Below are 13,183 nucleotides of genomic sequence, written 5' to 3' on the forward strand. Positions count from 1 at the left end.
ATGGTATTTATATTCTTCCTACTGTTGTTAATCCTACTATACATCACATCAATTAGTCAAGTATTTGTACTAAGATTGGGCTGGTTTGGGATCCTTTAGAGCTAGGGGAGTTCAAAAGTACCACCCAGCCCCCCTAACTATCTGGAGGACAAACTCTCAAACAATCGCAAACCATCTGTACCCCCTATTGACCGATCCGCTGCTCTCTCTGGATGTGGCATCATCCCTAATACATTACCCTCTCGATTGCAAATGCCCGCAATATTATTTAGCGAACCATTAGGATTCTCTCCATCATACCTAAACAATACTTGTTGATTATCTTCTATCGCTGCTAAAGTGTCTTGGTCTGCATAAAATCTTCCCTCCCCATGGGCAATTGGTAGGGTGATCACTTCTTTATCCCCATATCCACTAGTCCAAGGTAGGTTGTTACGCTCCACTTTCACAGAAATGCGATCGCAAATAAAATGTAGGTTCTCATTTCTGGTTAAAGCACCAGGTAGTAAGTTGGCTTCAGTTAATACCTGAAAACCATTACAAATACCGATGACAAATTTACCTTTTTCAGCATGGTTTACCACTTCCTGCATCACCGGAGAAAACCGGGCGATCGCCCCACAACGTAAATAATCCCCGTAACTAAACCCACCAGGAATAATAATTACGTCTATATCGCTGATATCTCGATCCTGATGCCAAACCATGCGGGTGGTATGTCCCAGTATATCTCTGGTAACGTATGCTGCATCGCGATCGCAGTTAGACCCTGGAAAAACTAAAACACCAAATTTCATACCAACCCTTATAAAAATTCAACTAAGTTAATGACCGTTTACAGGTGGCTATAGCTATTATTAAACGCCACCTATTATCTACTAATTAGAAAACACCGGTTTGGGATTCTACTTCAATCAATTCAAAGCGATAGTTTTCTATCACTGTATTTGCCAACATTTGCTCGCACATATTATTTAAGCTTTTACGAGCTTTAGCCTCATCTGGGCAAACTAGAGTAAGTTCTATATACTTACCAATACGCACTTGTTCTACATTTTCATATCCTAACTGCCTAAGCCCAGATTGTACAGCTACCCCAGCAGGATCCAGAACTGAAGGACGAAGGGTAACGAAAATTTTGGCGATATACTTCCTTTGCATTAAAATTTAGCTAAATGGTGTAATGGTTATCCTATACCTTTTAGGTTCTATTTCAAGAAAAATTAAAGCCCCTCGGTAAAATACAAGGTGAAATTTATCTCATGGGCAATAATTTTAATCCTAAAGTCTAAAACTACTATGAAAGCTATCCGTACCCGCAGTCAAGATCGCATATTAACCCTACTGGGAAGCATTAAACAAGGTATTTCAGCCCAAGACATGTACATAGAATTACGCAATCAGAATCAAAGTATGGGTTTAGCCACAGTTTACCGCGCTTTGGAATCTCTGAAACTAGAAGGGAAAGTGCAAGTCAGAACCTTATCCAATGGTGAGTCTCTTTATAGCTTGACTCAACAAGACAAGCATCATCTAACTTGCTTACAATGTGGTATTTCTATCCCTATTCATCAGTGTCCAGTACACGAACTAGAAAACGAGTTACAAGTCAGTCATAACTTTAAGGTTTTTTATCATACCTTAGAGTTTTTTGGTTTGTGCAATAAGTGTCAAGAAATATAAAACAACAAACAAAAGTTTTATAACTTGTTCGAATCTCCTACATCGTTCACATCACCAACAATTGACCGAATTCCCTCCAAAGTTGCAGGAATAGTTCGGGGATCCATAAACATCACCTTACTGCTATTGCTTTTACCAATGCTCACCCCCATATCCAAATAACCCAAGGCGAATAAAACCTCTAAAGCTTTATGGGCTTCTGGATTAGCTTGCATTCTCTGGGCAATAATTTCAGCTGATTCTGCAATTGCTTGTGCTTTTAACACCTGTTGTTGTCTTTCCGCTTGCGCTCTTAAAACAATCGCCTTTTGTTCTGCTTCTGCCTGCAATATTACAGCCTTTTGTCGTGCTTCCGCATCTAATATCTGAGCATCTGCTTTACCCCTAGCACTGTTAACCGCTGATTCTCGGTCTCCCTCCGATGTCAAAATGGCTGCTCGTTTCTTTCTTTCTGCGGACATTTGTAATTCCATTGATTCTTGCACAGCTTTGGATGGGATAATATCCCTTAATTCCACCCTTGTTACCTTCACTCCCCAAGGGTCAGTAGCAATATCTAAATCCCTCAACAGAATCTCGTTAATTTGAGTTCTTGCTGTGAAGGTCTGATCTAATTCCAGCTGTCCCATTTCAGCACGAATTTGAGTCAGTACCAGATTCACCATAGCTGACTGTAGGTTCTCTACCTTATAGTAGGCTTTTTCCATATCAACTATTCGCCAATACACCACAGCATCAACAGTAATAGAAACATTGTCACGGGTAATACACTGCTGAGGAGGAATATCTAAAACTTTCTCTCGAATAGTTTGCTTATAAACTATGTTATCCAACAAAGGATTAATCAAGTTTAGTCCAGGCTCCAATTTCCTCTTATAACTTCCTAGAGTTTCTACTAAAGCTTCATCACCCTGGTTTATCACTCTAACACACTTCGTCACAGCACCAGCACCAAAAACCAATCCCAGTAATAATAAAAACTGCTCCATTTTTCTAACCTCCGTTAAAATACTATATTATCCGTGATAGACTAATCTCTCCTTTTTCAAAGCTAGTGGTCTAAAACGTTTTCTGGCATCACAATTAGGGTAGTCCCTTCCCTGGCCACCACATAAACTTTTTGACCAGGAGGTATGGTAAGTTTATCATCATCACATCTACCTCGCCAAGAATTACCTTCGTACAGAACCCTCCCTACCTTACCAGGTAAAATTTCTGTCATGGTCTCACCTACGGTACTAGTAAGAATTTTTGATTTGGTTTGCCTTACCGCAAAAAACCTACGGGAAAAGATAGTTAAAAAACTAGAAAGTGTCAGCCAAACAATCACTTGCAGGAATAAATTACTTAAACCTAAAAGAGAAAGTCCTGCTACCAGTAGGGCACTAATCCCCATCAACAATTGCACAAAAGCTGTTGGTAACAGCAGTTCCATAAGACACAGAATTATGCCCAGCAACAACCAGATTGCAGTAAAATTTTGCATGAGTCCGTTTACAGAGACTAGGTTAATAATTCAATTAAGTAACAAGTTGGTAACAAAGAGGATAAGTCCATTTTATTCTCTAACTAGAATTGTTGCAATTGTTGACATCTAAACTTAATTGAACTTTACGTTAACCCGTGTTGATTCATACGGATTTTTGTTTAAGTTTTAAAAAAGTTAACCTTTATTTAACCCTTATGCATTATAACGAACGAATCATTTATTGTACTAGTCCCCATTGCGAAAACCCCACCAATTATCTGGGAGATCGCATTTGTCAAAGCTGTCAAACACCTCTAGTGTACCGATATTTATGGGCCAAGGATGCGGCAAATATATCCTCGGGAACAAAAGTTGCCAATAGATATGAGGTAATTACAGAACAGATCTGGCTAGATACCCAACCAGGAAAGACCCCAGAAGCACCATCACAATTGCCACAATCCGTCATTCCCTATCTCAAGTTATATCGGGAGCGATTACACATACCCCAACCTTATGGGATTGTTGTTTTTGGAGACAACACTGAGGATAATAGAAACCATGAGATTATCTTATTCGAAAATGCGCCTATTGATACTAATGGTAATCTTTACCCGATTATTACCACAGTTTGGGAACAGGCTAAAGCAGTTAGGCAATTATACTGGTTGTGGCAAATCCTAGAGCTATGGAAACCACTATCACAAATGGGGTTAGCAGCTAGCTTATTATCACCCGAGAATATCTTTGTGGAAGGTTGGTGTGTCAAATTATTGGAATTGCCTTCAACTACAAGCACATTTACTCTACAGGATTTAGGGCAATCTTGGCAGTCATGGGTAATAGCTGCTAAGGCTGAAATTGCCCCTAAATTAGGTATGCTTATTCAAGAGATGTGTCAGCCAGATACACAGATGGAAACTATTAGTCATGAATTAAATAACTTATTGCTCGCATCTGCTGGGGAATTACCTCTGATGGTAACAGTTGCTGGCCTTACAGATAAAGGCCCAATTATGCAACACAATGAGGACACTTGCTATCCCAGTCAATACACTGATTTGGATAACTATTTAAAAGAACACCTCTTAATAGTTTGTGACGGTGTTGGTGGTCATGAAGGTGGGGAGGTTGCCAGTCAATTGGCTGTACAATCGGCAAAATTACAAATTCGTGCTTGGTTACAAGATATAGCAGAGCAAACGGAACTGTTAACACCAGATTTGTTGCAACAACAACTAGCAGCTAGTCTGCGGGTGGTTAATAATATGATTTGGTCTTGTAATGACGAACAAAATCGCCAAGGTAGGGAACGTATGGCTACAACTCTACTAATGGCTATACAATTACCACAACCGGTTACCACTAATACAGGATGGGAATCAGACAATGGACACGAACTTTATCTAGCTAGTATTGGTGATAGTCGTGCCTATTGGATTACTCCCCACTATTGTCAATTGTTGACTATAGATGATGACATGGCAACTAAAATAGTCTCTTCTGGCAAAAGTTTGTACCGTCATGCTATGACAAGTCCCCATTCCAATGCTCTTACTCAAGCACTGGGCACCAAGGAAGCAGAATCCCTAGAGTTTAATATCGAGAGGTTTATTTTAGAGGAGGATGGAGTTTTATTACTTTGTTCAGATGGTTTAAGCGATCATGACTGGGTGGAAAAATCTTGGCAAGACCAGGTCATTCCTCTGTTAACAGGTAAAATCACGGTGGAGGATGCGGTGCATAAATGGGTGGAACTAGCTAACGAAAAAAACGGTCGGGATAATATATCAGTTGTGGTTAGTCTTTTCCGTAACCAAGCTCACTTAATAGTCACTCCACCTGCGGAAAACGGATTGGAAGTGCAGGAACCAGAAGAATTATTAATTACTGTGCTGGAACCAGAAAGTGAAATACCCCAACTACAAGCATATATAATAGACTCTCTGGCAGTAAACTCACCGGATCCACTAGATTTAAATTTAACCCTAGAAGGTTCCACAACCACGGAAAAAACCAACTCCCATAAGCATTCTCATTATTTGGTTAAGCTGGTCATTGGTTTGTTTGTTCTTTTCTTGGGAAGTGGAGGCATTTATTTATGGACCTGGAGAGAATTTCAACCCCGCGCCTGGAACCAGATTTGTCAACAACTCCCCGAAAAACTCCAACAATTCTGCCTCAAACAGTAATATACTCCTTTATTGGAACAGACTAGATATGGTAAAATCAGACAAGCAAAATACATGCTCAATAAAATTTAAGTACAAATACTCACTATGAAGATTGGCGATCGCGTGCGTGTAAAAGAGTCGGTGATAGTTTACCACCACCCGGAAAATAAAGGTCAGGGGTTTGACATTAAGGGTGCGGAAGGTGAAATTTCCGCCATTGTTACCCAATGGCAAGGTAGACCAGTGAGTGCTAACTTCCCCATTCTAGTCCAGTTTAGCAAAAAGTTCAAAGCCCATTTAAGAGAGAGTGAATTGGAGACAACTAGTTAGTTGGCTTGAGGAACGAAACCCAACCTATTTGTGCTTTGTGCAATACTCCTAGGCAATTGGTCTTTTGAGTCCCCTTTGTAGGTTGGGTTGAGGAGTGCGAAACCCAACAAACCCACGGGATATATTGAGTTATTAAACTCAACCCACGAAAATCTATTGCTACGTGGGTGATTGTTGATAACGCTACCTTTCATCCTGGTGGTCGGATTGCTCAATTAATTGAGGAGGTTGGGTATCAGTTAGTTGTCTCATAATAGCTCATGATCTAACTGTGGAAAAAAACAGTTACTAAAGGTAAAAGAGCTAAAGCAAAAACTCGCCAGTAATGTAATTTTGATTTTAAATCCCATTCTGGCCAGTTAGGTTCTAAGGGAGATAACAAAGCATCTATTCTCTGCTCCAACCTATCAACTTTAGAGGAGCTTAGTGCTGCACAACATATATCCCATGCCAATGGTTGACTGCTTACCACTAATAGTAGAGACTCAGCCAGTACAAGGGGGTCTACGCGAGCAGCAGCATAACTGTCAGCCCTCAGTTCTCGCAACATCAATAGCTCTTGCCATAAAGGTTCTGTGTTAGGTAAGCAAGCACTACAGGAACGAATCCAACCCAGCCAAAAGAAACAAAAAGTGTCTCTATAACTATGATGTCCCTGTTCATGGGCTAGAACACTCTCTAATTGTTCCGGAGAAAGATGTTTTAATAGTCCCTGACTCACCACTAGTTCAGGAGACCAAAAACCAATTTGTCCTGCAAATAGAGCAGAGGTAGGTAGCAATCTGGCTGATTGGCCTGTGAGATTGATGGTGGGACATTCACGGGCAGACTTTAATGATTGCCAGCCTTGCCAAGCCAGTTTTAAAGCTACAAAAACTAAAAATCCTAGAAACAACCAACCTAAAACATAGCTAAAATAATCTGTATATATTCCCACCATTTGACCCTGGGTTCCCATACAGACCACGGCCATCACCGTCATCAAAATCAACAACGGGGGGAAAAGGAAGAAAAATAAAGTCCTGCTCCACCTCAGATGCCAATTTCCTTGCGGTATATAGGCAGAATATCGCAAGGTGTAGGCAATTGTGACAGCTGTGATCAGCATTAGTAGATGCATAACCTTATTTATCTCCTCTAGCCTGGCGTGCAGATTGAATCCTCTGAGCGATCGCCTGAATTTGTTTACTAGCTGCTTCGTCTAAACTGTCAGCAAAGGCGGCTACCACATCAGGATTACCCACAGCCAAAAACCGTTGTAAATGTTCATGCGCCCTAATCATTTCTGCCTGTTCCTTAGTGACCAGTGGTCGCCAATAGAATGCTTTTCCTTGTTTATCACAGGCCAACCAACCCTTTTCTGTGAGACGACGTAGAACAGTAGTGACGGAAGTATAAGCTAGTTCACGATCTGGGTCACCCAGAATCAAGTCATGTACGTCCTTAACTGTAGCCGAGCCTAGATCCCAAACGATGCCCAGAATTTCTGCTTCTAAAGGTCCGACAGATAATTGTTTAGGACGGTAATCTGGTAGTGGAGCCATAATGCTAATTTCCAAAAAAAATTTTGGGGAATGTAGTGCAATTCATAAAAGAATATGATACTATAGATAATATGAAAAAAACTAGCAGTGCGGCGACATAGCCAAGTGGTAAGGCAGAGGTCTGCAAAACCTTTATCCCCCAGTTCGAATCTGGGTGTCGCCTTTTGTTATTTGGTGTTATGGTAAATCAGTGGCAAGCAATCAATAAAATGAGCAAATCATTAACTGACCTACTAAAACAAACCACAGAGGGCTTGTTTATGCCCAGTGAGTCTGAATATCCTTTTAATGTGGTCTGTTGGGAATTTTTTAATCTCAATGAAACTACTATTCAACAAAAAACTGGTATTATAGGTAATGTTAGAACCGTGACCATTGATGATTTTTTTCAGGGAGTCACAAAACAGGAAGATTGGTATGAAGAGGAGGAACGAAATCTAGCCAAGAGATTTGAAGGCCTTGTACTTGTTTTAAAAAACAATTTGGCTGAAGCAAAAGTGTATGAAATTGGTGACAAAGAGGTCCATGCTTATATACTAGGTACAAAAGATGATGAAATTATTGGAATTTCCACGGTTGTGATTAGAACCTAAAATTAGTGGTAAATAGCATTCTGGCGGCTATATACTAGAAACCAGGAAAAGCCTTCCTAGAAGGGGCGCACCCTATTCTTTTGGTCAAACAGGAGTAGAAACTTGAAAAATGGTGGACTTCCGGGAAATCCCGAAAACTTATTGTCAAACGATGATATTCCGGCCGCTTTACGGGATACTGCGGAGAAGAGGTCTTCCACGGGCTTAAAACCTCTGATTTTAATAGTTGGTGGGGTCCTAGGATTTGCTATCATGGCTGTAGGTAGTGGTTTCTTATTCTTTATTACTGCACCTAAAAAAAATACTGATACTCAATCAACACCTCTTACATCCACCCCATCCAACACATCAAGTAACAATGCAGTATTGGGACATTTAGCCTATAAAGAAGCATCATTAGAAGAGCTAACTCCTATCACAGCTGATGGAAAAATTAATATGCGGCGGAGTGCTGCTCAAAAATTTCAAGCCATGGTACAATCAGCTAGGAGTGCAGGCGTAATCCTAGTACCTATTTCCGGTTTTCGTTCCATCGAAGAACAACAACAACTGTTCTTTGACGTAGGTGCCCAACGCAATCAAACTCCAGCAGAAAGAGCAGCACTTAGTGCCCCTCCTGGTTACAGTGAACACCATACTGGTTATGCTGTGGATATTGGTGATGGAGCAGTACCGGCAACCAATCTCAGTCCTATCTTTGAAAGTACAAAAGCATTTGCATGGTTACAATCTAATGCTGCTCGTTTTGGCTTTGAATTATCCTTTCCTCGGGATAATCTTCAAGGTGTAAGTTACGAACCATGGCATTGGCGCTTTGTAGGAGATAGAGATAGTTTAGAAACCTTCTACAAAGCCAAAAACATTAAGCCAGTAACATCACCTTAGAATTGTGCATCTGGTCTTTTGCGACTGTTCAGGACTGTTCCTCAATTATTCTGGGTGTAAGTAGTACAATCACTTCTCTGCGCTCACGGTCTTTGTTGGTGCTTCTAAATAATGCACCTAGGAGAGGAATATCACCCAGGAGGGGGAACTTGGTGACCACTGTCCGGTCTTGGTCTTGGATAATACCGGAAAGGAGAAGGGTTTGACCATCCCGGAGACGAATTAGTCCTGAGTTAAGAGAGCGTTCAGCAATTAGGGTAACCTTCCCCGCACCAGTTGATTCTGAATTAACCGGAGATTTAACCACGGGAGCAACCGATAGGGAAACAAAACCATTGTCATCAATCCGCTCAACCCTCACATTTACGGTTAAACCAACCTCTTCTTTCTCGATGATCCGTTCCTCCCTAGAATTACCAGGGGTGTCAATTCTGGTGATCTTCTCCTGTCCAATGACTTGTTGAGTTAGTTTAACATTTGCATTTTGTCCTTCTTGAACAATTAAACTAGGATCTGTCAATATCTTAGCATTACCATTTGTTACCTGGGCTTGTAAAAAAGCTAAAAACCGATTGGGTAAACCCACTAGGGAAGCTGGTACTGCTCCCGAACCGGTGAATGGTCTTTGGTTGCCAAAATTGAAGGTAGCTATACCCTGGTCATTAGAAAAGAAATTATCACCAATCCCAAAGGAAAAACTGGAGTTATAGTTTTGAATTCCCCAGAGATTAACATCAATAATTTTCAGATTCACCTTCACCTGACGACGACGAATATCTAGGTTAGTCAATTTTGAAGTTGCTATATCAACTAATTGGGGATTGCCAATCAAAGTAATCGAATTTGTTCGTTCATCTCCCACAATTTGTAATCCCCTCAGCAAAGGTGTGGAGTCTTGATAATCAACCCGCTTGGCCTCCATTTTGGTTTCAGTAGTTGTCTGAGATTGAGTCACCGGTGTAACTCCACCTGCGATGGGTATGGTATTAACTGTAGTTACTGGTCTTTCACGACTGACTTCAGTTTCCGCACCCAAGGCTACCAAAAAGTCTAAACCTATACCTACTGTTACTTGATTCAGTCGTAAAGTCCTGACTATTCTATCAACACTGGTATTAGGTAATTTGGCCCCCACCAAAATTGTTCTGTCAATCCGTCTAGCTTCTAATCCACTAACTTGTAAAACATAGTTAAATACTTTTTGTACAGACTCATTTTTAATATCTAAGGAAATTTTACTACTAGTTCTAATTTTATTATTAGTATTGTTATTAATCACCTGTTGTTGTGACTTGTCTTGACCAGAGTTAATTTCTTGTTGTTCAAAGTAAATAAGATTTAACCCTGCAGTACGAGCTAATAGTGACAAAACTTCAGTAACAGGTGCATCCCGTAATAATAATCTAGTTATTGACTCTTTAGTGTTTAAATCAATAATGTTGGGAAGTATATCAATATTAGATACATTAATATTGCCCACAAGTGGGGCCACTAGTTTTTGGGGAGAAGTCTGAGCAACACTTGGCTGTACTGTGAACAACAGCCAAGCTACACCAACAGTCAGATTAAGGTTAAATAAATCATTAACTTGCCTCATATACTCCTGCACAAAAAGACCCTACTGATATATAATAGATCTAATTAAGGAAATATGGTAGGTTTATAAATTTTTTGTGAAACCCTGTATTGACTACATAACAAGACTTTCAGCTATTTTTTATTGTTTTTGAAAAAAAATTATTAAATTCCTGTGAGCATACCGCTAAAAAAATATTCCTGTGCTAGGTTTAGTCAGAGTGCGATCGCCATCCTTTCTGTGAACACAACGATTACCAACATCCAACTGGAATGTTCTAGACTTGAACGGATAAAATGCCATGTTTTACTTCTAAACATAACTTTGTATGTAGTGATTGCATGCTCTTAACTGTTTACAGTATAGTCGCTACAATTACTTAGCGCATTAACTAGTATCCTAAAGGCGTTAGAAATGGCTCCGGAAGTTACGAAAAGCAGCTGAATAGTTATTCAAGAGACCAATAACAAGTTGAGAACTTGATACTGTTAGTTCAGACTTTGCTATTGGTGTCAGAGTAATAATTTTAGATCTTTGGGAGCAATAACTACGAGATTATATGTAGTTACTTCCAGGGATGATAGCCCAAATCGAAGAAAAAGGATCTGCAAGATGCGGTGTCTAATGCGTTTAACCAGCTCGATTTTTTCCACAATTGTTCTGTTAAATATAGGAGCTGTGAATTTAGTATTAGATACTTTTGTTTCCTCAGTTATTTTTCCCCTACAAGCTCAGGCAAAACCAACAACCATTTTGTCGGATTTATCGGAACAAAAATCTCAACCAAAAGAAGTTGATCCCACTAAGCTGCGCCAGAAAATGAGAGTAAGACTGATGCGGATGGTAAATGGAAAACGAGTTTATGCGCCTGGTACATCTGCTGGCATTCCCTCAGCTTTTGGCGCGAATTGGGGAGATTTTTATGTGGCCATTGCGGGTGCAACTGCGGACAGGGTTAGACCGGTAATAGATGGTGGTATTTCAACTAGTCTTGGTCTTGGCAATGCTACAGATATATTTGGTTTAGAGTTGAACTATAACAACCTGAGCATGAGGCGATTTGCTACCAATGGGTCTTTTAATGCTAAGATACACCGCAGCATTTACTCGACTCCCAGCACCTATATTGCCGGGGCTGTGGGCTGGAATAACTTTGCCAAATATGGTAGTGATACTGCACATACATCATCAAGCGTTTATGGAATAGTCAGTGCCTATCACTTTTTAAAAACTAATCTAGCAAATCCCTTACCCATAAACCTGTCCCTAGGTGTGGGTGGAGCCCCTCTGTTTTCCAATGCTGGTGTGGGACTGATTGCTGGAGCTGGTATTCAGGTACACCCAAATATTGGAGTCAGCACCGCTTGGAGTGGACGAGGACTAAATCTTGCCGCATCCTACCTACCTATGCGAACCTTGCCTTTTACCTTAAATGTAGTTTATGGAGATGTACTAAACAATACAGAAGCTGGATCTGTACTGAGTTTTAGTATTGGCTATGGTTTTGATTTTACCCCTTAGCTGATAAAAATCATAATGATACATTTAGTAAGGAGATAGTGATATGAAATATGTACTTATACTGACAACTCTTTCTGGTTTAGGATGTGCTTTCAGCTTTTATCCAATTACGCAAACGCTTGCTGGTTCAGTCCCCGTAGGAGCGGTAAGTGGTGTTACTCTGCCAAGTTCTTTGGGAACAAGTAATATTTCACCTGTTTTGCCAACAGTACCAATATCCACACCATCAGCACCAACGTTTACACCAACAGTACCAACATCCATACCATCAGCACCAACGTTTACACCAACAGTACCAACATCCATACCATCAGTAGCTACATCTACCCCATCCGCACCATCTACGGAGGTTTCTTCAGAGAAAACAACACCTATAGTACCGGTAGTTAACCCTGGGAGTCAAATGGTGCTAAACCAGACTGCGACTCAAACTCTAACAGAACTACAGATAATAGCGCCTACTGTAGCAGGTACTATTATATCAAATGTATCCACACCACCCGTAACCCTAACCAGTCCAGTCAGTCAAATTACAATCACCCCCAGTGCAGCTTTCACTTTACCTTCCTTAGCAACTGCAACCGAATCTGTTCCCAAGGATCTTCCTACGGGTATACTATCATCTCCAACTGGAGAAGTTACATTAGCAGTAACACCATTGCAAGCAGGTCAAACTATTGCTACTCAAGTGGTATCGGGGCGAGGAGCGGAGATGACCATCAATGCTACTACACTTCGTATTGCTCCCATAAATCAGAATGCAGATAATAAAGAGGTTTCTACCACTGCGACTTTGAGAATTGCCAATGGCCAGAATCTGGACTTGGTTTTGACTGGCACCTCCGAACGGGTCGCTAATGCTGCTGGGTTTATTGCTACTGCAACTTCCGCTGGGTTATCTCTAACCCAGATACAAACTGGTACTAGCATAGCTCTGACAGGAGCTAACTTTGTTCAAGTTACGTCTTTAATTAATAGTTTATCAGGTTTAATGGTAACTGGAACAAACCAGACTATGAAACCAGACTTGTCTATTACCTTAGTTGCTAGTGGCATTACTAAGGATCCGGTAACTACCACAACCAAATCGGAAGTAAAACATGGTCCAGTAAAAGATGTAACAATTGAACCCTTGCAGTTGGGTAGGGCTATAGTAGTATTTAACCAAATCCTTGATACTAGCAGTGATGATACGGTGATTGCACTATCTGAAAATACTGAATTCCTTACCATCGGCAAAATGCTACAACGGTTACGCGATGCCTTTGATGATTAGGCAAAATTTAGAAAATGTGGCGGAATTTTCATTAATCTGACCGTATTAACATAAACAAGCTGACACTCCCAAACAAATTAACCTCTTCACCTTTTGGGAGAAAGGATTAAGAGCAATTCGGCTTTACCTTTTA

General features: G+C 40.5%; 14 protein-coding genes and 1 tRNA gene. 8 read left to right on the forward strand and 7 right to left on the reverse strand.

Translation table 11 applies throughout. The features are described 5' to 3' along the window. Nucleotides 1–137: 137 nt before the first annotated feature. Together purQ and purS are read right to left on the reverse strand one after the other, a co-directional pair. A complete protein-coding gene (purQ, locus tag ASL19_RS10365) occupies nt 138–797 on the reverse strand; it encodes a phosphoribosylformylglycinamidine synthase subunit PurQ (RefSeq protein WP_057178283.1) in 660 nt (219 codons plus the stop codon). A gap of 85 nt (nt 798–882) precedes the next feature. After that, nucleotides 883–1,161: a phosphoribosylformylglycinamidine synthase subunit PurS gene (gene purS / locus ASL19_RS10370; RefSeq protein WP_057178284.1), complete on the reverse strand. Its 279-nt coding sequence runs from the start codon at nt 1,159–1,161 to the stop codon at nt 883–885. Nucleotides 1,162–1,299: 138 nt separating this feature from the next. On the opposite strand from purS, the gene ASL19_RS10375 reads away from it, so the two are divergent. Then, the gene (locus tag ASL19_RS10375; RefSeq protein WP_057178285.1) at nt 1,300–1,683 is read left to right on the forward strand and encodes a Fur family transcriptional regulator; all 384 of its coding nucleotides are present in this window, start codon (nt 1,300–1,302) and stop codon (nt 1,681–1,683) included. Nucleotides 1,684–1,700: 17 nt separating this feature from the next. Here ASL19_RS10375 and ASL19_RS10380 read toward each other — a convergent pair whose 3' ends face one another. Both ASL19_RS10380 and ASL19_RS10385 read right to left on the reverse strand, forming a co-directional pair. Next, the gene (locus tag ASL19_RS10380) at nt 1,701–2,672 is read right to left on the reverse strand and encodes an SPFH domain-containing protein (protein ID WP_057178286.1); all 972 of its coding nucleotides are present in this window, start codon (nt 2,670–2,672) and stop codon (nt 1,701–1,703) included. A 62-nt stretch (nt 2,673–2,734) separates the two neighbouring features. After that, the gene (locus ASL19_RS10385; RefSeq protein ID WP_057178287.1) at nt 2,735–3,169 is read right to left on the reverse strand and encodes an NfeD family protein; all 435 of its coding nucleotides are present in this window, start codon (nt 3,167–3,169) and stop codon (nt 2,735–2,737) included. 197 nt (nt 3,170–3,366) lie between these two features. Between ASL19_RS10385 and ASL19_RS10390 the strand changes: the two genes are divergently transcribed. Further along, on the forward strand, nt 3,367–5,343 hold the full coding sequence (locus ASL19_RS10390; protein WP_057178325.1) for a PP2C family serine/threonine-protein phosphatase: 1,977 nt from the start codon (nt 3,367–3,369) through the stop codon (nt 5,341–5,343). An 87-nt stretch (nt 5,344–5,430) separates the two neighbouring features. Continuing rightward, nucleotides 5,431–5,655 carry a ferredoxin-thioredoxin reductase variable chain gene (locus tag ASL19_RS10395; protein WP_006278357.1) on the forward strand — a complete coding sequence of 75 codons (225 nt, stop codon included), beginning with the start codon at nt 5,431–5,433 and terminating at the stop codon, nt 5,653–5,655. 265 nt (nt 5,656–5,920) lie between these two features. Here ASL19_RS10395 and ASL19_RS10400 read toward each other — a convergent pair whose 3' ends face one another. Continuing rightward, on the reverse strand, nt 5,921–6,775 hold the full coding sequence (locus ASL19_RS10400; protein ID WP_057178288.1) for a M56 family metallopeptidase: 855 nt from the start codon (nt 6,773–6,775) through the stop codon (nt 5,921–5,923). Nucleotides 6,776–6,779: 4 nt separating this feature from the next. Beyond that, nucleotides 6,780–7,199 (reverse strand): BlaI/MecI/CopY family transcriptional regulator, encoded by a 420-nt coding sequence (locus ASL19_RS10405; RefSeq protein WP_006278355.1) that lies wholly within the window; start codon nt 7,197–7,199, stop codon nt 6,780–6,782. Between the two features lie 91 nt (nt 7,200–7,290). On the opposite strand from ASL19_RS10405, the gene ASL19_RS10410 reads away from it, so the two are divergent. The 3 genes from ASL19_RS10410 to ASL19_RS10420 all read left to right on the forward strand — a co-directional run bounded on the left by ASL19_RS10410 (nt 7,291) and on the right by ASL19_RS10420 (nt 8,677). Beyond that, nucleotides 7,291–7,362: transfer RNA gene (locus tag ASL19_RS10410), tRNA-Cys, on the forward strand. A 46-nt stretch (nt 7,363–7,408) separates the two neighbouring features. Then, nucleotides 7,409–7,792 (forward strand): nuclease A inhibitor family protein, encoded by a 384-nt coding sequence (locus tag ASL19_RS10415; protein WP_235528982.1) that lies wholly within the window; start codon nt 7,409–7,411, stop codon nt 7,790–7,792. Nucleotides 7,793–7,894: 102 nt separating this feature from the next. Continuing rightward, complete coding sequence (locus tag ASL19_RS10420) at nt 7,895–8,677, forward strand: D-alanyl-D-alanine carboxypeptidase family protein (RefSeq protein ID WP_057178289.1); 783 nt, start codon at nt 7,895–7,897, stop codon at nt 8,675–8,677. A 28-nt stretch (nt 8,678–8,705) separates the two neighbouring features. Here the strand turns inward: ASL19_RS10420 and ASL19_RS10425 are convergent, their stop codons facing one another. Then, on the reverse strand, nt 8,706–10,274 hold the full coding sequence (locus ASL19_RS10425; RefSeq protein ID WP_057178290.1) for a secretin and TonB N-terminal domain-containing protein: 1,569 nt from the start codon (nt 10,272–10,274) through the stop codon (nt 8,706–8,708). A gap of 591 nt (nt 10,275–10,865) precedes the next feature. On the opposite strand from ASL19_RS10425, the gene ASL19_RS10430 reads away from it, so the two are divergent. After that, nucleotides 10,866–11,774: a hypothetical protein gene (locus tag ASL19_RS10430; RefSeq protein WP_235528983.1), complete on the forward strand. Its 909-nt coding sequence runs from the start codon at nt 10,866–10,868 to the stop codon at nt 11,772–11,774. A gap of 43 nt (nt 11,775–11,817) precedes the next feature. Continuing rightward, a complete protein-coding gene (locus tag ASL19_RS10440) occupies nt 11,818–13,050 on the forward strand; it encodes a hypothetical protein (protein ID WP_161808596.1) in 1,233 nt (410 codons plus the stop codon). Nucleotides 13,051–13,183 lie beyond the last annotated feature (133 nt).

Origin of the sequence: Cylindrospermopsis sp. CR12, assembly GCF_001432185.1 — a bacterium.
Taxonomy (GTDB): Bacteria; Cyanobacteriota; Cyanobacteriia; order Cyanobacteriales; family Nostocaceae; genus Raphidiopsis; species Raphidiopsis raciborskii.